The 23,946-nt window shown below is 70.9% G+C and carries 23 protein-coding genes; 12 read left to right on the top strand and 11 right to left on the bottom strand.

The features are described 5' to 3' along the window. Window positions 1–2: 2 nt before the first annotated feature. Genes GEV26_RS07320 through GEV26_RS07335 form a run of 4 tightly spaced genes read right to left on the bottom strand, consistent with a single transcriptional unit; the run spans window position 3 to window position 5,478 of the window. Window positions 3–497 (bottom strand): beta-class carbonic anhydrase, encoded by a 495-nt coding sequence (locus GEV26_RS07320; RefSeq protein ID WP_153652458.1) that lies wholly within the window; start codon window positions 495–497, stop codon window positions 3–5. 29 nt (window positions 498–526) lie between these two features. Beyond that, complete coding sequence (locus tag GEV26_RS07325) at window positions 527–2,272, bottom strand: MFS transporter (RefSeq protein ID WP_153652459.1); 1,746 nt, start codon at window positions 2,270–2,272, stop codon at window positions 527–529. Window positions 2,273–2,279: 7 nt separating this feature from the next. After that, window positions 2,280–2,984: an LppX_LprAFG lipoprotein gene (locus GEV26_RS07330; protein WP_194839993.1), complete on the bottom strand. Its 705-nt coding sequence runs from the start codon at window positions 2,982–2,984 to the stop codon at window positions 2,280–2,282. A 4-nt stretch (window positions 2,985–2,988) separates the two neighbouring features. Further along, the gene (locus GEV26_RS07335) at window positions 2,989–5,478 is read right to left on the bottom strand and encodes a DNA gyrase/topoisomerase IV subunit A (RefSeq protein ID WP_153652461.1); all 2,490 of its coding nucleotides are present in this window, start codon (window positions 5,476–5,478) and stop codon (window positions 2,989–2,991) included. A 99-nt stretch (window positions 5,479–5,577) separates the two neighbouring features. Between GEV26_RS07335 and GEV26_RS07340 the strand changes: the two genes are divergently transcribed. From GEV26_RS07340 to GEV26_RS07355, 4 genes are read left to right on the top strand one after another with little or no spacing between them, the layout of a single operon-like run. Further along, a complete protein-coding gene (locus GEV26_RS07340; protein ID WP_194839994.1) occupies window positions 5,578–8,271 on the top strand; it encodes a bifunctional acetate--CoA ligase family protein/GNAT family N-acetyltransferase in 2,694 nt (897 codons plus the stop codon). Continuing rightward, on the top strand, window positions 8,271–8,837 hold the full coding sequence (locus GEV26_RS07345; RefSeq protein WP_153652463.1) for a DUF5998 family protein: 567 nt from the start codon (window positions 8,271–8,273) through the stop codon (window positions 8,835–8,837). The genes GEV26_RS07340 and GEV26_RS07345 overlap by 1 nt, the downstream gene beginning before the upstream one ends. Continuing rightward, entirely contained in the window at window positions 8,834–9,943 is a 1,110-nt protein-coding gene (locus tag GEV26_RS07350; protein WP_243839003.1) for an alkaline phosphatase family protein, read from the top strand. Before GEV26_RS07345 ends, GEV26_RS07350 begins: the two co-directional genes overlap by 4 nt. Window positions 9,944–9,956: 13 nt before the next feature. Continuing rightward, window positions 9,957–10,616 (top strand): thymidine kinase, encoded by a 660-nt coding sequence (locus GEV26_RS07355; protein ID WP_243839005.1) that lies wholly within the window; start codon window positions 9,957–9,959, stop codon window positions 10,614–10,616. 24 nt (window positions 10,617–10,640) lie between these two features. On the opposite strand, the gene sepH is transcribed toward GEV26_RS07355, so the two are convergent. Continuing rightward, window positions 10,641–11,618: a septation protein SepH gene (gene sepH / locus GEV26_RS07360; RefSeq protein ID WP_153652465.1), complete on the bottom strand. Its 978-nt coding sequence runs from the start codon at window positions 11,616–11,618 to the stop codon at window positions 10,641–10,643. A 119-nt stretch (window positions 11,619–11,737) separates the two neighbouring features. Here sepH and GEV26_RS07365 point away from each other — a divergent pair, with 119 nt between their 5' ends. Next, on the top strand, window positions 11,738–12,358 hold the full coding sequence (locus tag GEV26_RS07365; protein ID WP_153652466.1) for a trimeric intracellular cation channel family protein: 621 nt from the start codon (window positions 11,738–11,740) through the stop codon (window positions 12,356–12,358). 217 nt (window positions 12,359–12,575) lie between these two features. Here GEV26_RS07365 and GEV26_RS07370 read toward each other — a convergent pair whose 3' ends face one another. Continuing rightward, complete coding sequence (locus GEV26_RS07370) at window positions 12,576–15,965, bottom strand: bifunctional proline dehydrogenase/L-glutamate gamma-semialdehyde dehydrogenase (RefSeq protein WP_153652467.1); 3,390 nt, start codon at window positions 15,963–15,965, stop codon at window positions 12,576–12,578. Between the two features lie 45 nt (window positions 15,966–16,010). Beyond that, on the bottom strand, window positions 16,011–17,186 hold the full coding sequence (locus GEV26_RS07375; RefSeq protein ID WP_153652468.1) for an MFS transporter: 1,176 nt from the start codon (window positions 17,184–17,186) through the stop codon (window positions 16,011–16,013). Between the two features lie 50 nt (window positions 17,187–17,236). Here GEV26_RS07375 and GEV26_RS07380 point away from each other — a divergent pair, with 50 nt between their 5' ends. The 3 genes from GEV26_RS07380 to GEV26_RS07390 all read left to right on the top strand — a co-directional run bounded on the left by GEV26_RS07380 (window position 17,237) and on the right by GEV26_RS07390 (window position 19,449). Further along, window positions 17,237–18,298 (top strand): ferrochelatase, encoded by a 1,062-nt coding sequence (locus GEV26_RS07380; RefSeq protein WP_153652469.1) that lies wholly within the window; start codon window positions 17,237–17,239, stop codon window positions 18,296–18,298. Then, complete coding sequence (locus GEV26_RS07385; protein WP_153652470.1) at window positions 18,295–19,086, top strand: inositol monophosphatase family protein; 792 nt, start codon at window positions 18,295–18,297, stop codon at window positions 19,084–19,086. Before GEV26_RS07380 ends, GEV26_RS07385 begins: the two co-directional genes overlap by 4 nt. A 63-nt stretch (window positions 19,087–19,149) precedes the next feature. Continuing rightward, the gene (locus GEV26_RS07390; protein ID WP_153652471.1) at window positions 19,150–19,449 is read left to right on the top strand and encodes a DUF4193 domain-containing protein; all 300 of its coding nucleotides are present in this window, start codon (window positions 19,150–19,152) and stop codon (window positions 19,447–19,449) included. Here the strand turns inward: GEV26_RS07390 and GEV26_RS07395 are convergent. Both GEV26_RS07395 and GEV26_RS07400 read right to left on the bottom strand, forming a co-directional pair. Next, window positions 19,424–19,876 (bottom strand): DUF4235 domain-containing protein, encoded by a 453-nt coding sequence (locus GEV26_RS07395; RefSeq protein WP_153652472.1) that lies wholly within the window; start codon window positions 19,874–19,876, stop codon window positions 19,424–19,426. The genes GEV26_RS07390 and GEV26_RS07395 overlap by 26 nt on opposite strands. Further along, window positions 19,860–20,363: a DUF3093 domain-containing protein gene (locus GEV26_RS07400; protein ID WP_153652473.1), complete on the bottom strand. Its 504-nt coding sequence runs from the start codon at window positions 20,361–20,363 to the stop codon at window positions 19,860–19,862. Before GEV26_RS07400 ends, GEV26_RS07395 begins: the two co-directional genes overlap by 17 nt. A gap of 54 nt (window positions 20,364–20,417) precedes the next feature. Here GEV26_RS07400 and dut point away from each other — a divergent pair, with 54 nt between their 5' ends. The 4 genes from dut to GEV26_RS07420 are packed head-to-tail and all read left to right on the top strand — an operon-like array spanning window position 20,418 to window position 22,559. Further along, a complete protein-coding gene (gene dut / locus GEV26_RS07405; protein ID WP_153652474.1) occupies window positions 20,418–20,885 on the top strand; it encodes a dUTP diphosphatase in 468 nt (155 codons plus the stop codon). Then, window positions 20,885–21,517 carry a DUF3710 domain-containing protein gene (locus tag GEV26_RS07410; protein WP_153652475.1) on the top strand — a complete coding sequence of 211 codons (633 nt, stop codon included), beginning with the start codon at window positions 20,885–20,887 and terminating at the stop codon, window positions 21,515–21,517. The genes dut and GEV26_RS07410 overlap by 1 nt, the downstream gene beginning before the upstream one ends. A 9-nt stretch (window positions 21,518–21,526) precedes the next feature. Beyond that, window positions 21,527–21,877 carry an OB-fold nucleic acid binding domain-containing protein gene (locus GEV26_RS07415; RefSeq protein ID WP_153652476.1) on the top strand — a complete coding sequence of 117 codons (351 nt, stop codon included), beginning with the start codon at window positions 21,527–21,529 and terminating at the stop codon, window positions 21,875–21,877. A gap of 22 nt (window positions 21,878–21,899) precedes the next feature. Beyond that, window positions 21,900–22,559, top strand: a complete 660-nt coding sequence (locus GEV26_RS07420; RefSeq protein WP_153652477.1) for a DUF3159 domain-containing protein — start codon at window positions 21,900–21,902, stop codon at window positions 22,557–22,559. Between the two features lie 77 nt (window positions 22,560–22,636). Here the strand turns inward: GEV26_RS07420 and GEV26_RS07425 are convergent, their stop codons facing one another. Together GEV26_RS07425 and GEV26_RS07430 are read right to left on the bottom strand one after the other, a co-directional pair. Next, a complete protein-coding gene (locus tag GEV26_RS07425; protein WP_153652478.1) occupies window positions 22,637–23,299 on the bottom strand; it encodes a potassium channel family protein in 663 nt (220 codons plus the stop codon). After that, complete coding sequence (locus tag GEV26_RS07430; protein WP_153911868.1) at window positions 23,299–23,946, bottom strand: potassium channel family protein; 648 nt, start codon at window positions 23,944–23,946, stop codon at window positions 23,299–23,301. The genes GEV26_RS07425 and GEV26_RS07430 overlap by 1 nt, the downstream gene beginning before the upstream one ends.

Here is a 23,946-nt window from a genome sequence, read left to right on the forward strand (position 1 = left end):
CATCAGTCGACACGCTCGAGCAGACCTGTGTCGACGTCGTACACGAATCCACCGACCGCCACGTCCTCACGGATCAGCGGGTGCGAGCGGACCCGCATGACATCGGCCTTGACGGTGTTGCGCTGGTCGACGATCGCGCCGAGCGTCATCCAGGACGCGTCGGTGCCTGCGCTGTCGGCGATGCGGGCCTTGAGCTCGTCCTCGGTCGACGAGGCCATCGCGCAGCGCGTGTGCTCCACGATGAGGATCCGCTCGACCTGCAGCAGGTTGACGCCCAGCACGAGGGCGACCAGGGCCTGGTCGGTCACGCGCCCGCCCGGGTTGCGCAGGATCTTGGCGTCGCCGGGCTTGAGGCCGATCATCCGCAGCGGGTCGATGCGCGAGTCCATGCAGGTGACCATCGCGACCCCGGCACGGGCGATGCCGTCGAAGCCGGAGAGGTCGAAGCTGTTGGCGTAGGAAGTGTTGGCCTCGAGGAGGTCGTCGAAGTCGCGCATGGCACAAGGGTAACGAGCCGGGGGCGTCATCAGGCTGCAGGCTCGGCGGGTGACGTCGCCGCGGGGCGGAGCAGCACCAGCGCGAGCACGGCCGCGAGCGCTGCGCAGCCGGCTGCGCCCACGAACACCGCGTGCAGCTGGGTGATGCCGGCGTCGATCTGGGCGTCCTTGTACGCCTGGCAGAGCCGCGCCTCACCGTTGCACAGCTGCGCGGCCGGGGGGATCTTCTCGGTCGCGGAGTAGAACGCGCGCAGGCCGATCGTGGTGAGGGCCGAGATGCCCAGCAGCATCCCGACCATGCGCGCGACGATCAGCAGGGCGGACGCGACACCGTGGACCGCGTCGGCGGTGTGCGCGAGCAGGGCGGCGTTGACCGGTGCGATCGCCAGGCCGAAGCCGAGACCGCCCAGCACGAGCGACCAGGTCTCGACCGGGTGGTCCAGCGAGGTGCGGCCCCACGTGGTCATGTGCCAGAACGCGACTGCGCTCATCAGCATCGCGACGGCGGTCAGCACGTGCGCCGGCACCCGGCGCAGCAGCCAGCCGCCGATCAGGGCGCCGACCGGCAGGGCGACCAGGAAGCGTACGAGCACGAGCGCCGCGTCGAGCTGGGAGTCGCGGTGGACCGTGAGCCGGGCGAAGAACGGGATGTCGACCAGCGCGGCGATGAGGGAGGCGCCGACGAAGAACGACACGACCAGCGCACCCCATGAGGGCCGTGAGCTGAGCGCTCCCCGCGGGATCAGCGGCTGCGGTGCGCGGCGCTGGCGGATCGCGAAGCCGATGAACGCGGCGACCGCGATCGGCAGCAGCCACGGGGCATCGGGGGACACCGCGCCGCTCTCGGGCTCGGCGGAGGCGAACGTCACGATCACGGCGCCGAGACCGGTCGTCAGCAGCAGCGCGCCCCAGATGTCGGTCTCGCGGGCGAGCGCCGGCCAGCCGCGCCACGCGACGAGCGGGTGGCGGGCGGTCGCGAGTCGCAGCAGGAACAGCGCGATCACGGCGAACGTCGCGAGGGCGAGCGGGGTCAGCCAGCGAGAGTCGCCGGTCACGGGAAGGTACGCGCGGCCGATCTCGACGTCCTGCACCAGCCGCGTGGGCGCGAGCATCACCAGCGCGACGCCCGTCAGCGCGAGCACGCCCAGCACGGCCCCCAGGATGTCGAGGCGCTTGCCCGCCGTCGCGTCGTGCACGGCGTCCCGCAACGGGACCATCGCCGCCGCGAGGACCAGGCCGATCGCGCAGTTGAGCCAGAAGATCGTGCGCCAGTCGCCGAACGCCAGGACTGCGGCGCCGTACAGCGGTCCGAGGACGCTGCCGAGCTCCTGGACCGCGCCGACCACGCCGAGGGGCATCCCGCGGCGGTGGGGCGGCCAGAGATCGGCCACGAGCGCGAGCGTCGGCGGGATGAGTCCTCCGCCGCCGATGCCCTGGATGAGTCGCCCCGCGACCACGGTCTCGAGGTCGTACGCGGCCGCGGTCACGACGGAGCCGACCGCGAAGACGACCAACGAGCCCAGCAGGACGGGCACCCGGCCCCGTAGGTCCGAGATGCGCCCGATGAGCGGCAGCACACCGACGTAGCCGAGCAGGAAGCCCGAGACGATCGGCGCCGCGCGCTGCAGGTCGTCCAGGTTGAGCCCGACCGTGCTCATCATGTCGGGCAGGGCCAGCACGACGACGTACGTGTCGGCGGCCGCGAATGCGATCGCGACGGCTGCCAGCGCCAGCAGGACCTTGGAGGCAGGCCTGATGGCCGGAGGCTGCGTCATGCCGCGGTCAGGGCTTGGTGATGCTGACCGGCGTGTCCGACGTGCTGAGGGAGACGGTGTAGGTGACCGTGCCGCCCCCGGGGTAGAACGCGCCGCTCAGCGTGGCGTCGCGCAGCTCGTCGTCGTCATCGAGGCGGTAGGTGACCTGGAACTCCTGGTCGGCCGTCGCGGACGGGATGATCGTGGCCACGACGTCGCCGGGCAGCGTGCCCTTGATCGTGGTGAGCACGTCCTTGCCGTCGCGGGACTGCCCGGCGTCGCGGAGCTTCGTGGTCTTGACGAGGATCTGCGAGATGCCCTTGTCGGCCGACACCAGCGCCGCGGGATCGGGAGCCTTGAGGTCCTGCGGGTCGATCACGGTGAAGTCGGGCAGGAACCCGGTCTTGGCCCAGACCTTGCCGTCCACCGCGACGACGTCCGCACCCAGGCTCGAGCCGCCCGTGACGACGTTGACCTTGCCCGTGAACGCGGGGGAGTGGTTGCCCTTGCCGGTGGCCGACAGGAGCCCCGTGATGCCGTCGGGGAGTCGCTTGGTCGCGAGCGCGATGTTGATGGTCTCGGCGGTGTCGAGAGTCTTCTTGGCCGTGTCGAGACGGGCCTGGAGCTTGTCGGTGTCGCCGCCCTTCGGCTCGGAGGAGTCCGATCCTCCGGTGCAGCCGGTCAGGGCCAGGAGGGTCGCGAGCAGGACAGGGAGAAGGTGACGGGTGCGCACGCGCTCAGTCTCCCACGGCGGGGTCCGGCGAATCGGTGACATCGCTGACATCGATGCGGGCCGCGGGCGGTCCGGCCACCGCCAGGATCGGCTGCGCGACCGGCACGCCGGAGCCGTCCCGGCGATCGCTCACCGGGGGCAGGTCGACCGCGGAGCCGCTGGTCGCGCACGCCATCGGGGTGCCGTCGCCGACCCAGGCCAGCAGCAGCCCGTCCTCGCCCTTGAGCAGCCGCTGGCAGCGGACGCCGCCGGTGGCCCGGCCCTTGGGCGGGTAGATCGACAGGGGGCTGACCTTGACCGCACCGTTCTGGGTGCCGGGCAGCGCACTGGCCGAGCCCGCCACCGTCACGACGTACGCATCGTCCACGTCGGCGACCGCGCCGAACGAGACCACCCGCTGGCCGGCCGCGAGCTTGATGCCGGCGACGCCACCGCCGGAGCGTCCCTGGGGACGGACCAGGGAGGCCGAGAAGTACAGCAGCTGCGCATCGGACGTCACGAAGGCGAGCTGCTCCTCGCCCGACTCCAGCACCGCGGCCCCGACCACGGCGTCGCCGTCGGCCAGCGAGATGAGCTCCCACTGGTCGCGCGACAGGTGATCGGGCCGGACCCGCTTGACGACGCCCTGCCGGGTTCCGAGCGCGATGCCGGGACCGTCCTCGTCGAACGTCATGAGGGCGAGCGCGGCCGAGTCGAGCTCGGCGACCTCGCTGAGGGGCAGCCCGCCCTGCAGGTTGGGCGAGTGGGCGCTCGGCGGGAGACCGGGCAGCTCCAGGACGCTGATGCGGTGCACCGTGCCGGCAGCGGTGATGACGCCCACCTCGCCGCGGGCCGTCGTGCGTACGGCCGAGACGATCGTGTCGTGCTTGACCCGGCGGTCGACCGCTCCGAGGGGGGAGTCGTCGGACGTACGGGCGAGCAGCCCGGTCGCCGAGAGCAGCACCCAGCACGGGTCGTCGGCGACCTCCAGCGGGGACGCGGCCGTCGCGGTCTGGCCGGACGACTCCAGCAGGACCGTGCGGCGGGGCGTGCCGAAGGTCTGGGCCATCTCGTTGAGCTCGTCGCCGACGACCGTCCGCAGGAGGCTCTCGTCGCCGAGGATCGCGTCGAGCTGCTCGATCGTGCGGCGCAGCTCCTCGATCTCCTTCTCGACCTCGATGCGGTCGTAGCGGGTCAGGCGTCCCAGCGTCAGGTCGAGGATGTAGGTCGCCTGCGGATCGGACAGGTCGAACACCGACATCAGGCGTTCCTTGGCCTCCCCACGGTTCTCGCTGGAGCGCACGAGCTGGATGACCTCGTCGATGTCGAGCAGGGCCAGCAGCATGCCCTCGAGCAGGTGCAGGCGGTCGGCGGCCTTGCCGCGGCGGAACGTCGTGCGCCGGCGCACGACGTCGATGCGGTGCTCGAGGTAGACCTCCAGCATCTGCTTGAGGCCCAGCGTGCGGGGCTGGCCGTCGACCAGCGCGACCGCGTTGATGCCGAACGAGCTCTCCATCGGGGTGCTCTTGTAGAGCTGCTCGAGGATCGTCTCGGGGATGTAGCCGTTCTTGATCTCGATGACCAGCTGGAGGCCCTTGTGGCGGTCCGTGAGGTTCTTGAGGTCCGAGATGCCCTGCAGCTTCTTCGCCTGGACGAGCTTCTTGATCGCCTCGATGACCTTCTCGGGCCCCACGTTGTAGGGCAGCTCGGTGATCACGATGCCCTTCTTGCGGGGCGTGACGTTCTCGATGCGGGCCGAGGCGCGCATGCGGAACGAGCCGTTGCCCGTCGCGTACGCGTCGCGCACACCCTCGAGACCCACGATCTTGCCGCCGGTGGGCAGATCGGGCCCGGGGATGAACCGCATCAGGTCGTCGAGATCGGCCTTGGGGTGCTTGATCAGGTGCCGCAGCGCCTGCACGACCTCGATGAGGTTGTGCGGGGCGATGTTGGTGGCCATGCCCACCGCGATGCCGCTCGCGCCGTTGACCAGGAGATTGGGCAGGGCGGCGGGCAGCACGACCGGCTCGAGCTCGCGGCCGTCGTAGTTGGGCCGGAAGTCGACCGTGTCCTCGTTGATCGAGGCGGTCATCGCCTCGGCGGCCGCGTCCATGCGGATCTCGGTGTAACGCATCGCGGCGGGCGGATCGTCCGGCGAGCCGAAGTTGCCGTGGCCGTCGGCCAGCGGGAGCCGCAGGGACCACGGCTGCACGAGACGGACCAGGGCGTCGTAGATCGCGCTGTCGCCGTGCGGGTGCAGCCGGCCCATGACCTCGCCGACCGGCCGGGCGCTCTTGACGTGCCCGCGGTCGCTGCGCAGGCCCATGTCGTCCATCGTGAAGAGGAGACGTCGCTGGACCGGCTTGAGGCCGTCGCGGGCGTCGGGGAGGGCGCGGGAGTAGATGACCGAGTAGGCGTACTCCAGGAAGCTGGATCGCATCTCGTCGCCGACGTCGGTGTCGAGGATGTGCTCCTCGAACTCCTCCTCGGGAGCCTGCTTGCTGGTGCGGGCCATGCCTTCCTCTCCTGGACGTGCGTGAGCAACCATTTTCCCCCGTGGCGCGCCTGCGGACTCCACCGCCACGCCGTGCGGCGACCCGATAGGTTGGGACCTGTGACCAACGAGGTGCATCCCGTCGAGCACTGGGAGGCTGACGTCCTGCTCCGGGACGGCCGCGTCGCCCAGCTCCGTCCCATCCTGGAGGCGGACGCCGACCGCTTCGTCGAGTTCTACTCCAGGGTCTCCGAGGAGTCCAAGTACTTCCGGTTCTTCGCGCCTTATCCGACGCTCTCGGACAAGGACGTCAAGCGCTTCACGATAGTCGACCACGACCGCCGGGTCGCGTTCGTGGTCACCCTGCACTCGGAGATCATCGGCGTCGGTCGCTACGACGCCGTCAGTGACGACGAGGCCGAGGTCGCCTTCCTGGTCGAGGACGCGCACCAGGGCCGTGGCGTGGGCCAGCTGCTGCTCGAGCACCTCGCGCAGGCCGGACGTGAGCGCGGCATCCGACGGTTCGTGGCGGACGTGCTGCCCTCCAACGCCCGCATGCAGCAGATCTTCCGCGAGATGGGCTACAAGATCGAGGGCATGATCGAGGACGGCGTCCAGCGCCTGATCTTCGAGACCGAGCCGACCGACATGGCCATCGGCGTGATGCGGGCCCGCGAGCAGCGTGCCGAGGCCGCCTCGATCGAGCGCATCTTCAAGGCTCGCAGCATCGCGGTGATCGGCGCGAGCCGCCGTCAGGACTCGATCGGCCAGGCGATGGTGCGCAACCTCGTGCTCGGCGACTTCCTCGGCAGCGTCTACGCGGTGAACTCGCAGGCCGAGGCCGTGTCCGGCCTCCCGGCGTACAAGCGGGTCCAGGACATCCCCGGCGAGGTCGACGTCGCGATCGTCGCGGTCCCGGCCGAGTCGGTCAACGACGTCGTGCTCGACTGCGCCGCGAAGGGCGTCCACGGGCTCATCGTGATCTCGGCCGGCTTCGCCGAGGAGGGACCCGAGGGTCGCCAGCGCCAGCGCGCCCTGCTGGGTCTCAGCCGGTCGTACGGGCTGCGACTCGTCGGCCCCAACTGCCTGGGCCTGATCAACACCGCTCCCGACCTGCAGCTCAACGCCTCGCTGTCGCCCGCGATGCCGCCCCAGGGCCGTGTCGGCTTCTTCTGCCAGTCCGGAGCCCTCGGCACCGCGATCCTGGAGTCGGTGTCGCGACGCGGCCTCGGCCTCTCGACGTTCGTGTCCGCCGGCAACCGTGCCGACGTCTCGGGCAACGACCTGCTCCAGTACTGGCAGGAGGACGACGCGACCGAGGTCATCCTGCTCTACCTGGAGTCGATCGGTAACCCGCGCAAGTTCTCGCGCATCGCCCGGCGGGTCTCGCGCACCAAGCCGATCGTGGCGGTCAAGTCGGGCCGCTCGACGCAGGGCGTCCCCGTCGGCCACACCGTCGCGCGCACGTCCGCCCCGCAGTCGGCGGTCGACGCGATGTTCCGCCAGGCCGGGGTCATCCAGGTCGACACCCTCGACGAGATGTTCGACGTCGCCCAGCTGCTGGCGCACCAGCCGCTGCCGCGCGGCAACCGCATCTCGATCGTCGGCAACTCCGACGCGGTCGCGCTGATCGTCGCCGATGCCGCCGCCGCGGCAGGCCTCCGGGTCGCCGAGCCGGTGTCGCTGGGCGCCAACGCGAACGCCGACGACTTCGAGGTCGCGATCGAGACCGCGATCGCCAACCCCGACGTCGACGCGCTCGTCGCGGTCTACATCCCGCCGCTCAACACCAGCGGCGAGGAGGTCGCCAACGTGCTCGCCGCAGTGGGTGAGCAGTCCGACAAGCCCATCGTGTCGACGTTCCTCGGCACCGAGGGCGTCCCGGTGCTCCTGCGGGTGCCCGATCTGCTCGGCGGATCCGCGGGTCGCGGATCGGTGCCGTCGTACGCCGCCCCGGAGTCCGCGGTCCGCGCCCTGGCCCGGGTCGTCAACTACGCCGAGTGGGCCGCGCGCGACCACGGCGAGTTCCACCTCGCGATGGACCACCGCAGCGGCGACGCGCGGGCGCTGGTGCGGGACGTCCTCAAGGCCGCCCCGCGCGGTGCGGTGCTGTCGACCGACCAGGTCCACACCCTGCTGGCCTGCTATGGCATCGACCTGCTGACCTGGATCAACGTCCACGACCGGGATGAGGCGATCGCGGCCGGCGAGAAGCTCGGCTGGGACGTCGTCCTCAAGGCCGGCAGCGAGCACCTGCGCAGCCGACCCGACATCGACCACGTCTGGCGCGGCATCCGCGACGCCGAGGAGATGGCCGAGGCCTGGGACGAGCTCTCCGGCTGGACCGGCATGCGCAAGGACACCAAGTTCTTCGTCCAGCGGGTCGCGCCCGACGGCGTCCACGTGTCGTTCGGCGTCACCGAGGACCCGCTGTTCGGGCCTCTGGTCTCGTTCGGCCTCGCCGGGGCACCGAGCGAGCTGCTGGGCGACCGGTCGTACGGCATCCCGCCGCTCACCGACCTTGACGCCGAGGCGATGATCCGCGACCTGCGCTCCGCTCCGCTGCTCTACGGCTACCGCGGCTCCGAGAAGGTCGACGTGGACGCGCTGCAGGACATCATCGTGCGCCTCGCGGCGATGAAGGACGACCTCCCGGAGATCGCTGAGCTCGACCTCGAGCCGGTTGCGGTGCACCCCCACGGCTTCACGGCTCTCAGCGCCCGCGCCAAGGTCATGCCCACCGCGGACCGTCGCGGCGAGTGGTACGTCCGGCGGCTCAGCCAGCCGGCAGCGGCGGGAGATACGCTGACGTGATGACCACCGACCATACGAGAGCCCTCTTCGACGAGGTCTCCCGCAGCGGCTACTACCCCGAGATCGTGGCCGAGGGTCTGCGTGACGCACTCGCCGACGAGCTCGTCCGGGGCTTCGTCCTGCACCACGAGCCGACGTTCGACCGTGACGAGATCCGCCGGCACATGACCGTCCTCGCGCTGACGCCCAGCCGCCTGGTCCTCGTGCACACCGACGAGCACCCCGGGGACGACCTGCTGCCCAAGCCGTACACGTCGACCACGTCCGAGGCCGTGGCGCTCGACCAGGTGCGCTCGGTCGTCGTGACCCGCATGGTCACCTCCAACTCCAAGCAGCTCGAGGAGGCCCTGCTGACGATCGGCTGGGGTGCGGTGTCCCGGGTCGAGCTCGAGCCCGCACGGTGCTCGGACCCCGAGTGCGAGGCCGATCATGGCTACTCCGGCAGCCTGACCGGTGACGACTTCTCGCTGCGCCTGGCCGCGGCCGGCGACGGCGGTGCCGCGGTCGAGCGGCTGCTGGCGTTCGCGCGCACGCTGTCGGCCGCGACGGCCGGTCGGAGCTCGTGACAGCGTCGGTGCCGGGGCTCGCAGGGCGTCGGACGATCGACCAGGTCATGCCCTCGGTGGGTGCGGCCCTCGGCGTGGACGGCTTCGCCAACACGCTCGAGCTGCCCGAGTCGGCGCGCTACGTCGTGTTCCTCGTCGACGGGATGGGCCTGGAGCTGCTGCGCGAGCACGCCCAGGCCGCACCGTTCCTGTCGTCCTTGCTCAACGTCGAGGACGTCGTGTGCGGCGTCCCGTCCACGACCGTCACGAGCCTGACGTCGCTGGGCACGGGTCTGCGACCCGGCCAGCACGGCATGGTCGGCTACACCTCACGCGTGCCCGAGACGGGCCGGCGGATCAACGCCCTGAAGTGGGACCAGCCGATCGATCCCCGCGACTGGCAGCCGTACCCGACGGTGCTGCAGCGGCTCCAGGAGGCGGGCATCTCCGCGTCCTCGGTCAACGATGCGAAGTTCGAGGGCACGGGCCTCACGGTCTGCAGCCAGCGGGGCGTGCCCTTCCACGGCATCAACTCGGTCTATGAACGCCTCGACGTCGTGCTGGACGTCATCGAGTCGGCGCCGCGGTCGGTCACGTACGCGTACGAGTCCCGCCTCGACCACACCGGCCACGGCAGCGGCTGCACGTCCGCGGAGTGGCGCGAGATGCTGACCACGATCGACACCGAGCTCATGGAGCTGCGTGACGAGCTGCCGCGCGACACGACCCTCGTCGTGACGGCCGACCACGGGATGGTCGACCTGCCCATGGAAGGACGCTTCGACGTGGACTCCGAGCCCCGGCTGCTCGACGACGTGGACCTGCTCGCGGGCGAGGCGCGGTTCCGGCACCTCTACACGCGTCCGGGCGCCGCGGCGGACGTCGCCGCCCGGTGGAGCGAACGGCTGGGGGAGCGGGCGATCGTGCGCACCCAGGACGGCCTCGAGGACTGGTTCGGACCCGTTGCCGACGACGTACGCGGCCGGATCGGTGACGTGGTCGTGGCCTCGCTCGGCGACTTCGCGGTGTTCTCGTCCCGCGAGTTCGGCATCGAGCTGAAGATGACCGGCTTCCACGGCTCGGTCACCGACGCCGAGCTGCGCATCCCGGTGCTCGTCGCACCGTGACCCCGACAGGAGGGTGGCCGTGGCGGATCTGAACTTCTACAGCGGCACGATGGACTGCGGCAAGAGCACGCTCGCGCTGCAGATGGACCACAACCACCGGGCCCGCGGCCGGGTCGGGCGGGTGTTCACCTCGCACGACCGCGCGGGCACCGCGACGCTGTCGAGCCGGCTCGGCCTGTCGGTCGAGGCGATCGAGGTCGACGACGCGTTCGACTTCTGGCAGTTCACGGTCGGTGAGCTCACGCACGGCGGACGCATCGACTACTTCGTGTGCGACGAGGCGCAGTTCTACACGGTCCCGCAGATCGACCAGCTGGCCAAGATCACCGACGAGCTGTCGATCGACATCTTCGCGTTCGGGATCCTGACCGACTTTCGCACCAAGATGTTCCCCGGATCGCTGCGGCTGACCGAGCTGGCCGACCGGGTGCACACCCTGCAGGTCGAGGCGTTGTGCTGGTGCGGCGAGCGTGCGACGCACAATGCCCGCACCGAGGACGGCGTCATGGTCACCGAGGGCGAGGTCATCGTCGTGGGCGACGTCGAGGACCCCGAGCGTCCCGCGCCCCAGGTGGGCTATGAGGTGCTCTGTCGTCGGCACCACCGCCGTCGCATGACGGCGGCGTCCGCGCAGGCCGCGGCCTTGTCGCCCGACGTCCTGCCGTTCGACTGAGCCGGTTCGACTGAGCGGCCGGCCTCAGTCGTTCTTGTCGCCGAACATGATCTCGTCCCAGCTGGGGACGCGACGGCGTTCCTGACGCTTCTTGCGGGGGCCCAGCGTGTCGGGCACTGCGACGTTGTGCTGCAGGGAGTCCTCGAAGTCGTCGGCCTCGACCTCGGCGGCCGGGCTGTCGGCGACGGCCTCGGTCTCCTCCAGCGCGAGCTGCTCGAGGGCGCGCCGGTCACGGGCCTCCTTGAGCGAGGAGACGGCGGAGAGTGCGGCCTGCTCGATCGGCTGCAGCGGCTCGGGGATCGGGACGACCGGGGCGGCGGGCGCCTCGACCTGGGGCAGCTCGTCCTGGATCGGCTCGGCCTCGGGCGCGGGGGCCGACGCGCGTACGGCATCGGCGATCGCCATGTCGGTGGAGTCGGGCAGCGCGACGTCACCGACGAGGTCGTGTGCGTGCTGGTCGGCCGGGACGACGTAGCGGCTCTTGACGTCGAACAGGAAGGTGGCGGGCTCGGCCTGGCCGTGTGGCGTCACCAGGACCGTCCAGCGACCGTCCTCCCGCCGCCACGAGTCCCACTCGGCCTCTTCGGGGACACCGCCGTCGGCAGCGATGTTCTCGGCGATCAGGGTGCCCAGCAGGATGCCGGCGCCGCCGATGTGCTTGCGGCGGATCGCGGTCTTGCGGGCCTGCTCGCACATGAACTCGCGCTCGGCGAGGACCGGACCGGCGAAGCCGTCGATCTGCGCGACCGGCACACCGGCCGAGTCCGCGACGGACTGAGGTGACTCGCCGCGGCGAATGCGGCTCTGGATGTCGCGCGGGCTGAGTGAGCTTTCCATACGGATCTCCATCTGGCCGGGGGTGCTCCCAGAGCGGGATGACGTGCCGAGCATCGCGGTGAGGCGGTGGTCCGCGGGGATGCGGTACTGCTCTCCGGTGGTGACGTCTCGCGCGATGAGGAACCGTCCGTCCTCACTCAATCTCTGAAGATTGAGATCACGCATGTCATCGCCTCCGCTGTCGACGACTCCGCGTGGGCGTCACACGAAGCGTTCAACCTCAATCGTAGGCGCGCGGCGTTCGATTCTGCTGCGACGCGCCGGTACGCGCTAGCGTCGTTGCTGTGTCCACCACCTTGCTGCTGATCCTCGATCTCGCGGGGATCGCCGTCTTCGCCTCGACAGGCGCGCTGGTCGGTGTCCGCAAGGAGCTGGACGTCTTCGGTGTCGCAGTCCTCGCGGTCATGACAGGGCTGGGCGGTGGCGTGCTGCGCGATCTGCTGATCGGGTCGGTCCCGCCAGCGGCCTTGGAGGACTGGCGCTATCTCGTGGTGCCCTTCGTCACGTCCCTCGTGGTGTTCGCCTTCCACCCGACGTTCGGGCGGCGTGAGCGCGGCATCATGCTGCTGGACGCGGTGGGACTCGCGCTGTTCTGCGTGACGGGTGCCGTCACGGCGGAGGAGGCGGGGCTCAACGTGCTGTCGTCCTCGGCCCTCGGCATGCTCACCGGCATCGGCGGGGGGATGATGCGCGACATCGCGTCGGGGCGCGTGCCGGTCGTCTTCCGCGGTGAGCTCTACGCCACCCCGGCATTCGCGGGAGCGCTGGTGGCGAGCGTCGTGCACCATGAGGGCTGGTCCCAGTGGTGGTACATCGTCGCATTCGGGACCTGCCTGGTCTGGCGCATCCTGGCCCTCAAGCGCGGGTGGTCGGCGCCCCTGCCGCCCGGCACCGCCCACGTCTGACCGCCCACGAGTCACCCACGACCGCTGACGAGTCGCCCACGACCGCTGGCGAGTCACCCACGACCGCTGACGAGTCGCGCACGACAGGCGAGGAGTCACTTCGCGACAACGCTGAGTGACTCCTCGGCGCGCGTACGTGACTCCTCGGCATCCGTGCGTGACTCCTCGGCGTCCGTGCGTGACTCGTCGGCGTCCGTGCGTGACTCGTGGGCGGGGGTCAGCGGGGGAGGACGTGGGTGAACTCGGCGTCGGGGTTGCCGAAGCGGTGGTTGGTGATCGAGATGGCCTGCTCCTGCAGGAACGGCAGCGCCTCGACCCGTCCGGACGCCGTGACCGTGCCGGAGTGGATCGCGACGTCGGGGTCACCCTCGACGGCCACGGCCAGCGCGAGCGGGTCGCCGCCGATGAGACGTACGCGCGACGGTCGGCTCGCGGCGGCCCTCGCCAGCCACTGCTCCTGCGTCTCGATCCGTGCCTGCGGGACGAGCCCGTCCGGCAGCGGTGTCCCCGAGCTGACCTCGACCGGGGCTCCTGTGCGGGCCGCGACGAGCAGGACGCGGACCAGGTCGGCGAGGAGGCCGTCGAACCGGATCGTCACCGGCACCGGGACGTAGCGGAACACGTTGCGCTCCACCCCGAGCCCGGAGACGTCCTCGGCGACGCCGAACCCACCGGTCCAGGCGAGCTGGTCGGACGCCGCCGCGGCCTCGAGCTCGGCCACCTGCGCCGCGGTCAGTCCCGTGGCAGCTGCCTCGAGCACCGCGACCACCTCGGGTGCCAGGTCCGGCTCCGCCGCGGTGGATCGCAGCGGGCGAGGGCTCCACGTGCCCAGGTGGGTCAGGTAGTTGGGCCCGCCGGCCTTGGCCGTGGTGCCGACCGACGACCGCTTCCACCCACCGAACGGCTGGCGCTGCACGATCGCGCCGGTGATGCCGCGGTTGACGTAGAGGTTGCCGGCCTGGACGCTGTCGATCCACGCGTTGACCTCGTCGGCGTCGAGGGAGTGGATGCCGGCAGTGAGGCCGTAGTCCGTCGTGTTCTGCCACTGGATCGCCTCGTCGAGCGTCCGGGCGTGCATGATCCCGAGGATCGGCCCGAAGTACTCGGTCCGGTGGAACTCGCTGCCGGGACGTACGCCCGTGCGGACGCCGGGGGACCAGACCCGCTCGTCGTCGCCCACCTGGCGGGGCTCGACGAGCCACGACTCGCCCTCGCCGAGCCGGGTGAGACCGTCCGCGAGCTTGCCCTGCGGAGGCTCGATGACCGGTCCCATGGTCACCTGCGGGTCCTGGGGGTGACCGATCTTGAGCGACTGCACGGCGTCGACGAGCTGACGCTCGAACCGCTCGGACTGCGCGACCGAGCCGACCAGGATCGCGAGGCTCGCGGCAGAGCACTTCTGCCCGGCGTGACCGAATGCGCTCTTGACGAGGTCGGCGACCGCGAGGTCGATGTCGGCGCTGGGGGTGATGACGATCGCGTTCTTGCCGCTGGTCTCGGCGAGCAACGGCAGATCGGGTCGCCACGAGCGGAACAGCTGGGCGGTCTCCCACCCGCCGGTGAGGATGACGCGGTCGACCTGCGGGTGGGCGATGAGCGACCTGCTCACCGGCCCCTCCTCGACCGTGACGAAGCGCAGCACCTCGCGCGGCACCCCGGCCTGCCACAGGGACTCGACCATGACTGCCGCACAGTGCTGGGTCTGCGGCGCCGGCTTGATGACGACACCGCTGCCGACCGCGAGCGCGGCCAGGACCGACCCGGCCGGGATCGCGACGGGGAAGTTCCACGGGGGAGTGACGACCGTGAGCGTGTCGGGCACGAACTCGGCGCCGTCCACCTCGTCGAGCCGGCGCGCGGCCTCCGCGTAGTAGTTGGCGAAGTCGATCGCCTCGCTGACCTCGACGTCGGCCTCCGCGACGGTCTTGCCCGCCTCGGCCGCCATGACGGAGATCAGGTCGCTCCGGCGGTCGGCGAGGGCAGCGGCCGCTTGGTGCAGCACCTGCGCGCGGACGTCGGTGCCGCGTGCCTCCCATGCCTTCGCAGCCTTGCGCGTGTCGAGCACCAGGGCCTCGAGATCGTCCTCACCGTCGAGCGTGCTGGTGCGGACGGTCTCGTCGCCCAGCTCGGTGTCGCTCGAGCGTTCCAGCGCCAGCCGGGCCCACGCCCGGTTGGCGGCGGTGGACGGGTCGGTGTCGGGTGTGTTGGCGAAGCGGTCGGCGACCGGGGCCGGGCTCTCGTTCGAGCGGTCCTGCACGCGGTGCGGCCCGGGCACGGACTCGTCGAGGGCCTCGACGGACTCCAGGAACCGCCGGGTCTCCCGCTCCAGCAGGTCGGCGCTGGTCGACAGCTCGAACGCCGCCGACATGAAGTTGTCGCTGCTCGCGTTCTCCTCTAGGCGTCGCACGAGGTAGGAGATCGCGACGTCGAACTCGGCGGGGTGGACGACGGGCGTGTAGAGCAGCAGCTGGCCGATGTCGGCGCGCACCGCGTCAGCCGGCCCGCTGTCCATCCCCAGCAGCATCTCGAAGTCGACGCCGTCGCGGACGCCGCGATCGCCCGCGAGCAGCCACGCGTACGCGATGTCGAACAGGTTCTGGCCTGCGACGCCGATGCGTACGGCCTCGGTGCGCTCGGGGGTGAGGGCCCAGTGCAGGACGCGCTTGTAGTTGGTGTCGGTCTCGCGCTTGGAGTGCCAGGTCGCGAGTGGCCAGCCGTGAACGGTCGCGTCGACGCGCTCCATCGCGAGGTTGGCGCCCTTGACGACGCGGACCTTGATCGCCGCACCGCCGTCGGCCCGTCGCCGGGCCGCCCAGGCCTGCAGCTCCTGCATCGCGCCGAGCGCATCGGGCAGGTACGCCTGCAGGACGATGCCCGCCTCGAGCGCCGGGAAGCGCTCGAGGATGCGGGTGAAGACCGCGACGGTCAGGTCGAGGTCCTTGTACTCCTCCATGTCGAGGTTGATGAACGTCGGCTCGCCCGCGGCCGCGCGCTCGTAGAGCGGCATCAGCTGCTCCACGACGCGGGCGACGGACTCGTCGAAGGCCCACATCGACAGCTGGCTGGCGACCGAGGACACCTTGATCGAGACGTAGTCGACGTCCTCACGCTCGAGCAGCGCGAGGGTGCCGTCGCGGCGCCGCGCTGCCTCCCCGTCACCGAGCACCGCCTCGCCCAGGAGGTTGAGGTTGAGCCGGTCACCGCCCGCGCGGAGCTTGCGGATCGCTCGGCCGAGCTGCTGGGGGCGGGCGTCCACCACGAGGTGGCCGACCATGCTGCGCAGCGTCCTGCGGGCGACGGAGACGACCAGCCCGGGCAGGACGAGGGAGGTCACCCCGCCGAGCTTGAGCAGCAGCCTCTGGCTCACCGGCAGGAACGCCGGGGTGCTTCGCGCGAGCGTCCGCAGGTTGCGCGCCGCGACCCGGTGGTCGTCCGGGCGGACGACGCGGTCGACGAAGCCGATCGTGAACTCCAGCCCCTGGGGGTCCTTGAGGAGCTGGGCGAGGCGTGCGGCGGCGGCGTCCGGGCGGCGGGCGTGCGAGCGGTTCGGGTCGATCCAGGCGTGGACCAGCTCGACGCTGCGCTCGGCGAGAGTGAGGTGGGTCATATTGCTCTCCACCTTAGTGACCCGGTGGGCCGATTTCACCCGCCGTCAGGGCTGCGTCGACGTCCGGATGGACCACGCGACGACCGCGCCGGCCACGCCCGCGGCGAGGGGGACCAGGAAGCCGGCCGAGGCACCCTGCCCGTCGATCACCGCGCCGGCGACCGCGGCCCCCGGCGCGACCCCCACCGACATGCCGGTCGTCGACCAGGTCAGCGCCTCGGTGAGCCGGGTGTGTGGCACCTCGCGCTCGATCAGGTTGACCATCGCGATGAGTGTCGGCGAGATCATGAACCCGCCGAGGAACACGCCGATCGCGACCGCGGGGATGCTCGTGACGAAGTACAGCGGGGCGAACAGCGCACCCAGCACGAGGATCGCGCGGCGCAGCCGGACCAGCGGTCGCGCGGGCTGGGGGAGCGCGCCTACCGCGACGCCCGCGAGCAGGCTCCCGGCCGCCCACACCGCCAGCACGAAGCCTGCAGCACCAGGCCGGCCCTGCTCGTCGGTGAACGCCGCGATGATCACCTCGGCCGAGCCGAACACGATCCCGAGGGCGCCGGAGACCAGCACGATGGGCCCGAGGAAGGCCCAGTTCAGGGCCGGCCCGACGTGGGTGTCGCGAGGCGTCGCGGGTGGCTGGGTCGACCGCTGCAGGGCCAGGGCCCAGCTGCCGATCAGCGCGGCGGCGGCGGCGCAGATCAGGCCTGTCACGTCGGGTGCCTGCAGCGTCAGGAACGTCACGAGCACGGGCCCGACGATGAACACGACCTCGTCGGCTATCGCCTCGATCGAGAACGCGGTGTTGAGCTGGGTGCGGTCGGTGATGACGTGGTTCCAGCGGGCGCGGACCATGCTGCCGGTCTGTGGCGTGGCGAGGCCCGCCAGCACCGCGCACGCATGCGGCCACGGCGTGGACCAGTCCTGGTCGACCGCGTAGAGGAACGCGCCGATCCCCGTCGCGTACAGGCCGCCCACGACCCACAGCACCGTGGCCTGCCCGACCCGGTCCGCGAGGCGCCCCTGCAGCGGGCCGAACGCGGCCGCCGCGAGGACGTACGCCGCGGACATGATGCCGGCGTCCTTGTACGACCCACCGCGCTCGTGGACGAGCAGCACGATGCCGAGCCCCGCCATCGACAGCGGGAGCCGCGACCACAGGGCCGTGAACGAGAACAGGGCAGCACCCGGTCGCGACAGAACGTCGCGGTACGTCGTCAGCATCTCGCCTCCCAGCCCGAGCACCCTACCCAGTCCGGTGAGAGGATGAACGCATGGATGTCCGACCCTTTGATGCGCTGCTGCTGGTGTCGTTCGGAGGGCCCGAGAAGCCCGACGACGTGGTGCCCTTCCTGGAGAACGTGACCGCGGGGCGAGGCATCCCCCGCGAACGCCTGGAGGAGGTCGGCCAGCACTACTTCCAGTTCGGCGGCAAGTCGCCGATCAACGCGCTCAACGTCGAGCTGCTGGAGGCGCTGCGCGCCGACTTCGCCGAGCACGGCATCGACCTGCCGATCTACTGGGGCAACCGCAACTGGGACCCCTACCTGCGCGACGCGGCCGAGCAGATGGCGGCCGACGGCGTCAAGCGCGCCGCGTGCTTCGTCACCAGCGCGTACTCGTCGTACTCCGGGTGCCGGCAGTACCGCGAGAACCTGTACGACGCGGTGAGCGGTCTCGAGATCGGCCTGAGCCGCCTGCGCCACTACTTCAACCACCCCGGCTTCGTCGGGCCGTTCACCGAGGCGACCCGGGCCTCGCTCGAGGCGGCGCCCACAGGCACGCACGTCGTGTTCGTGACCCACTCGATCCCCACCTCCATGAACGAGGCCAGCGGCGGGCCGGGACAGCGGATGTACGAGCGCCAGCACGAGAGCGTCGCGGCCCAGGTCGCGGAGGGCGCAGGTGCCGAGAACTGGTCGCTGGTCTACTGCTCGCGATCGGGATCGCCCCACGTGCCGTGGCTCGAGCCCGACGTCAACGACCACCTCGAGGAGCTCCACGCGAACGGCGTCGAGTCCGTCGTCGTGGTGCCGATCGGCTTCATCTCCGACCACATGGAGGTCATCTACGACCTCGACACCGAGGCCAGGGCGACGGCCGAGCGGCTCGGCCTGCAGTACGACCGGGTCGACACCCCCGGCGCGCACCCGGAGTTCGTCGCGATGGTCCGCGACCTGCTGGTCGAGCGTGCCGCGGTCGAGCGGGGCGAGACCGTCGAGCGCAAGGCGTGCGGCGAGCTCCCGGCCTCGCACGACGTCTGCCCGGCCGACTGCTGCCTGAACCCGCGGGCCTCGCTGCCCACGATCGGCGGCGTGGGGGACGTGACGGCATGAGCCAGGCGCTGTTCGACGTCGCGCGCCGAGTGGGACTGGAGGCCGCGGACTTCGTCCGTCGCAGTCGTCCCGAAGGACGCGTCGACGTCGCGGCGACCAAGAGCAGCGACACCGATGTCGTCACCGAGATCGACCAGGCGTGCGAGCGGCTGATCCGCGAGCGCATCCTGGCGGCCCGACCGGACGACGGCTTCGTCGGCGAGGAGGGCGACGACCTGGCCGGCTCGTCGGGCGTCGACTGGGTCGTGGACCCGATCGACGGCACGGTCAACTTCGTCCACGGCATCCCCGCGTACGCGGTGTCGATCGCCGCCCGCCGCGACGGGGTCGTCGTCGCGGGCCACGTGGTCAACATCGCCTCCGGCGAGGAGCACGGTGCCGTACGCGGCGAGGGTGCCTGGCGCCACGACGGCGACGAGCGACGCCCGTTGGTCGCGACGCAGGGAGTGCCCCCGGCGCGCGGTCTGGTCGCCACCGGCTTCCACTACGTCCCGGAGATCCGCGCCAAGCAGGCCGCCGCGATGGGGGCGTTCCTCCCGCAGGTCGCGGACATCCGCCGCACCGGGTCCGCCGCTCTCAACCTGTGCGCCCTCGCCGAGGGCCACTACGACGCGTACTTCGAGCAGGGCCTGCACGTGTGGGACCACGCGGCGGCCGGGCTCGTGGCGGTCGAGTCGGGACTGGTCGTGACCGGTCTCGGCGGGGTGCCGGACGAGCGCATGGTGATGGCCGCCCATCCTGCGGTTGCAGAGGAATATTTCGATCTCGTCCGGTCTTGTGGGTTCTGACAACGGAGGATTAGGAGCGGTGTGGAACAATCACGCCGGTTGTTCCGCACAAAGGGAGATTTGATGGCTACCGACTACGACGCACCACGCAAGACCGAAGAAGAGCAGTCCGAGGACAGCATCGAAGAGCTCAAGGCGCGTCGGCACGAGAAGAACTCGGGCAAGGTCGACGAGGACGAGACCGAGGCGGCGGAGTCATTCGAGCTGCCCGGAGCAGACCTCTCCCACGAGGAGCTGGCGGTCCAGGTCGTGCCCAAGCAGGTGGACGAGTTCACCTGCTCGTCGTGCTTCCTGGTGCATCACCGCAGCCAACTCGCCTCGGAGAAGAACGGCGTGCTCATCTGCCGCGACTGCGCCGACTGACCTTCCTGGTCGACGAGTGAGTGGGAGCCGGTTCCGCAAGGACCGGCTCCTTTGTCGTGCTCGGGGCAGTGTCGCCCTGGGCCCGCATGAGCGGCTTCATCCCGGGCGGCAGCTGACCGGTCGACTTGACCCAGTACGTCGCGGTGCCGCGTCGCACGCCGACCTTGACCAGCTCGATGATGCCGCCACCGACCATCGCCCACGCGACGGCCTCACGGGTGCTGACCTCAGGGTGGCGCCCGCTGGTCGGGGGACGCTTGCCGGTGACGGTGCGCCACGCGAGGCTCGACGCCCGCTGCGCGAGCAGACCGGCGACGACCGACGAGCCCTTGTCCATGACCTTCCACGTGCCGCGGCCGGGGGCCTTGGTGTTGGGGGTCTTCGCCGCTTCCTGGGCGAGGGACGCCTTCTTACGCTTCTTCGCCACGGGGCGGGTCTCCGATCGGGTCGTGGGCCGGCTTCTGCGGCGCCTGGGTGGGGGTGCCCAGCGCCGTGGCCAGAGCCTCGGGGTGCCGGGTCGAGATGAGCCAGTAGGGCGTGGGGTCGGCCGGGTCGGACACGGCCACGGCCACCCCGTGGTCGAGGTAGGGCCGGGTGACGAGGTACGCCCGGGCGTCGGCCCCGGTGCCGAGGCGGGTGCGGTACGCCGTGCGGTCGAGCGCGGTCGCCGGTCCGACGTGGGCGGCCTCCAGGTGGGCCGACCCGGCCCGGAGGCCCTCGGGAGTCACCGAGATCACCAGGGAGCCGTAGCGCCACACGGCGTACAGGGAGACGGCCGCGACCACGACAGCCGCGACGATCGCGATGGTCCAGGTGGTGATCACGAGGAAGAGCCATCCCCACACCACGCCGAATCCGAGCGCGGTGAGCCACCAGGAGATCGGGGCGGTCAGGCGTTCACGGTAGGTCGTCACGGTTCAACCTTGCCTCATGCCGGTCGTGGACGCGACGCAGGTAGGGTCGCACCCATGTTCGAGGTGACCGTCACGCGGCTCGACCCGGGGGTGCCGCTCCCCGCGTACGCCCATCCCGGCGATGCCGGGGCCGACCTGGTCACGACGGTCGACGTCGAGCTCGGCCCGGGGGAGCGCGCGCTGGTCCCGACGGGCATCGCCCTGGCCCTGCCCGAGGGCCTCGCGGCGTTCGTCCATCCCCGATCCGGCCTCGCGCTGCGCCTCGGGTTGTCGATCGTCAACACTCCCGGCACGATCGACGCGGGCTACCGCGGCGAGATCAAGGTCCTGCTCGTCAACCACGACCCGGCGCAGCCGATCAGGCTGAGCCGGGGCGACCGGATCGCCCAGCTCGTGATCCAGCGGGTCGAGCACGTCACGTTCGCCGAGGTGGACGCTCTCCCGGAGTCGGTCCGCGGCTCGGGGGGTTACGGTTCAACAGGGGGTCATGCGACCGCCGACATCCAACGAGAGAGCAGCTGATGGCACTCCGCCGCCGCAAGAAGCAGTCCGACGAGACGCCCGACGAGCAGGTCGCCGACGTCGAGGTCGAGGGCGTACGTCACTCGGGTCCGTGGGACGCCAGCGAGAGATCGCCGGGCGACGACCCCGCGTACATCGACCTCGGTGCCCTGCAGGTCCGGGTCCGGGTCGGGCTGAACCTCGAGATGCCCGTCGACGAGAGCGACGACATCGGCTCGGTCGTGTTCGTCACCGACGACTCGGCGCTCGAGCTGCGGGCGTTCGCGGCCAACAAGTCCGGCGGCCTCTGGGACGAGGTGCGCGACGACCTGATCCTCGAGGTCGAGCGGCTCAACGGCGAGTGCGAGCAGGTCGACGGCCCGTTCGGCCCCGAGCTGCACGTGCGCGTCCCGGTCCAGGTCGAGGGCGAGGACGGCTTCCAGCCCAGCAGGATCGTCGGCATCGAGGGCCCGCGCTGGCTGCTGCGCGCGACGTTCCTCGGCGATGCGGGCCTCAACCCGAGCGACGAGGGCATCTTGATGGACGCCCTGCGCGACGTCATCGTGGTGCGCGGCGACGAGCCGCGGCTGCTGCGCGAGGCGCTGCTGCTGACGCCTCCGTCGACCAGCACCGTCGTGCTGGACGACGAGTAGGATCTGGTCATGGGACGCATCAGCAGGACGCTCGAGCGGTTGTCCTCGGAGCACCAGGAGGCCGGGGAGCTCAAGACCGGCTCCGCCAAGGCCGGTTGCAAGCTCATCGCGTCGGTGCCGGACCGTGCAGTGGTCACGATCCACGGCGTCCTGCGCTCGGTGACGCTGCGTCCGGTCGACGGCGTCACGGCCCTCGAGGCCGAGCTCTACGACGGCTCCGACAGCGTGACCCTCATCTGGCTCGGACGTCGCAAGATCGAGGGCGTCAGGGCAGGACGCCACCTCAAGGCCTCGGGCCGGGTCGGCATGCGCGGCACGACGCGCGTCCTCTACAACCCGCGGTACGAGCTCGACGCGTGAGCCCGATGAGGCGATCCCAGCGATGACCAGCACGCAGGCCACCGTCGAGCAGGTCGTCCGCGCCCAGCTCGCCCGGGCGCTCGGCGGCCCCCGCGGCATCATCGAGGGAGCCGTGCCGACGGCGCTGTTCACGATCTGCTTCCTGATCACCGACGAGATCAAGCTGTCGCTCATCGTGAGCGTCTCGGTGACCGCCGTTCTGCTGCTCATCCGGCTGCTGCAACGCTCGACGACCCAGTTCGTCCTCAACGCGCTGGTCGGCATCGGCATCGGTGCGGCCTTCGCCTACCGGGCCTCGCGGTCCGGGGGATCGGAGGAGGACGTCGCCCGCGCAGTGTTCACGCCGGGCCTCATCTACAACAGCGTCTACGCCGTCGTCATCATCGTGACGATCCTGGTCGGGTGGCCGATCGTGGGCTTCCTGGTCGGCTCCGTCACGGGCGATCCCACCGCGTGGCACGCCGACAAGGCGATGGTGCGGCTCTGCTCGAGGCTGACCTGGATCCTCGCGATCCCGTGCGTCGTGCGTGTGGCCGTGCAGCTGCCGCTGTGGCTGGATCACCAGATCGGTCTGCTGGGGGCGAGCAAGATCATCCTCGGCTGGCCCCTGCAGCTGGCCGCATTCGCCGCGATGGCCTGGCTGCTGACCCGCAACCGCACCCCCATCAAGCTCGACGGCTGACCCCCCGCCCAGATTTGCGCCCTCCTGCACGTTTTCCCGGGGCAAAACGGTGCAGGAGTCCACAAATCTGGGTGGGGTCAGTGCTTGGGGGAGAGCAGCTCGCCGAGGTGGTCCTCGGCCTCCTCGGGCGTCACGAACAGCAGCTCGTCCCCGGACTCGAGCGAACGGTCGCCGTCCGGAGTCTCGATCGAGTTGTCGCGCAGGATCGCCACGAGCACGACGTCGGAGGGCCACGGGACCTCGGCGACCCGCTTGCCGACGTACGGCGAGTTGGCCGGCATGGTCAGCTCGACCAGCGTCGTGTTGCTCTGGCGGAACGTGAACAGCCGCACGAGGTCGCCGACCGTGACGGCCTCCTCGACCAGCGCCGACATCAGGCGCGGGGTCGAGACCGAGACGTCCACGCCCCAGGACTCGCTGAACAGCCACTCGTTGCTCGGGTGGTTGACGCGGCCCACCGTGCGGGGGACTGCGAACTCGGTCTTGGCCAGCAGCGAGATGACCAGGTTGGCCTTGTCGTCACCGGTCGCAGCGATGACGACGTCGGACGACTCGAGCTGGGCCTCCGTCAGCGAGGAGAGCTCGCACGCATCGGCGAGCAGCCACTGAGCCTCGGGCACGAGCTCGGCTCGGATCGACGCGGGGGACTTGTCGATCAGGAGCACCGAGTGCCCGTTGCCGATGAGCTCCTGGGCGATCGAGCGCCCGACGGCGCCCGCTCCCGCGATCACGACGCGCATCATCCGGCCTCCGGTCCTGCGTCGAGTGCGGCGTGGGAGCTCTCGGCGGTCGACTCGAGCATGAACAGGCTCAAGTAGTCGCCCTCCTGGATCACCGTGTCGGGCTGCGCGATCAGGCCGGCGCCGAGCCGGGTGAGGTAGGCGACGCGGACGCTCGCGGTGGCCTCCAGCTCGGCGATGCGGTGGCCGACCCAGCTGAACGGGGCGTAGACCGTGTCGAGGCGGACGTCGCCGGACTGGTCGCGCCAGGCCGGCTCGGATCCCGCGGGCACGAGCCGGCGGAGCACCTGGTCGGCCGCCCATGGCACGGTGGCGACGGTCGGCACGCCGAGCCGCTCGTAGACCTCGGCTCGTCCCGGGTCGTAAATGCGCGCGACCACGTTCTCGATCTTGAACTGCTCACGGGCCACCCGCGCGGAGATGATGTTGGAGTTGTCACCGCTCGAGACGGCCGCGAAGGCGTCGGCACGCTCGATGCCCGCCTTCTTCAGCACCTCGCGGTCGAAGCCCATCCCGGTGACGGTGATGCCGCTGAAACCCGGACCCAGACGACGGAACGCGTCGGGGTTCGTGTCGATGACGGCGGTGGTGTGGCCGCGCTGCTCGAGGCTGCGCGTGAGAGTCGATCCGACCCGTCCGCAACCCAT

Origin of the sequence: Aeromicrobium yanjiei, assembly GCF_009649075.1 — a bacterium.
Classification (GTDB): Bacteria; Actinomycetota; Actinomycetes; order Propionibacteriales; family Nocardioidaceae; genus Aeromicrobium; species Aeromicrobium yanjiei.

Bases quoted from the DNA above. Each gene is read 5' to 3' on its own strand.
- GEV26_RS07325 (WP_153652459.1), bottom strand. From the start codon at position 2,272: ATGACGCAGCCTCCGGCCATCAGGCCTGCCTCCAAGGTCCTGCTGGCG.
- GEV26_RS07385 (WP_153652470.1), top strand. From the start codon at position 18,295: ATGAGCCAGGCGCTGTTCGACGTCGCGCGCCGAGTGGGACTGGAGGCC.
- sepH (WP_153652465.1), bottom strand. From the start codon at position 11,618: ATGCGTGATCTCAATCTTCAGAGATTGAGTGAGGACGGACGGTTCCTC.
- GEV26_RS07410 (WP_153652475.1), top strand. From the start codon at position 20,885: ATGGCACTCCGCCGCCGCAAGAAGCAGTCCGACGAGACGCCCGACGAG.
- GEV26_RS07390 (WP_153652471.1), top strand. From the start codon at position 19,150: ATGGCTACCGACTACGACGCACCACGCAAGACCGAAGAAGAGCAGTCC.
- GEV26_RS07380 (WP_153652469.1), top strand. From the start codon at position 17,237: ATGGATGTCCGACCCTTTGATGCGCTGCTGCTGGTGTCGTTCGGAGGG.
- dut (WP_153652474.1), top strand. From the start codon at position 20,418: ATGTTCGAGGTGACCGTCACGCGGCTCGACCCGGGGGTGCCGCTCCCC.
- GEV26_RS07370 (WP_153652467.1), bottom strand. From the start codon at position 15,965: ATGACCCACCTCACTCTCGCCGAGCGCAGCGTCGAGCTGGTCCACGCC.
- GEV26_RS07430 (WP_153911868.1), bottom strand. From the start codon at position 23,946: ATGGGTTGCGGACGGGTCGGATCGACTCTCACGCGCAGCCTCGAGCAG.
- GEV26_RS07345 (WP_153652463.1), top strand. From the start codon at position 8,271: ATGACCACCGACCATACGAGAGCCCTCTTCGACGAGGTCTCCCGCAGC.
- GEV26_RS07375 (WP_153652468.1), bottom strand. From the start codon at position 17,186: ATGCTGACGACGTACCGCGACGTTCTGTCGCGACCGGGTGCTGCCCTG.
- GEV26_RS07425 (WP_153652478.1), bottom strand. From the start codon at position 23,299: ATGCGCGTCGTGATCGCGGGAGCGGGCGCCGTCGGGCGCTCGATCGCC.
- GEV26_RS07420 (WP_153652477.1), top strand. From the start codon at position 21,900: ATGACCAGCACGCAGGCCACCGTCGAGCAGGTCGTCCGCGCCCAGCTC.
- GEV26_RS07415 (WP_153652476.1), top strand. From the start codon at position 21,527: ATGGGACGCATCAGCAGGACGCTCGAGCGGTTGTCCTCGGAGCACCAG.
- GEV26_RS07320 (WP_153652458.1), bottom strand. From the start codon at position 497: ATGCGCGACTTCGACGACCTCCTCGAGGCCAACACTTCCTACGCCAAC.
- GEV26_RS07335 (WP_153652461.1), bottom strand. From the start codon at position 5,478: ATGGCCCGCACCAGCAAGCAGGCTCCCGAGGAGGAGTTCGAGGAGCAC.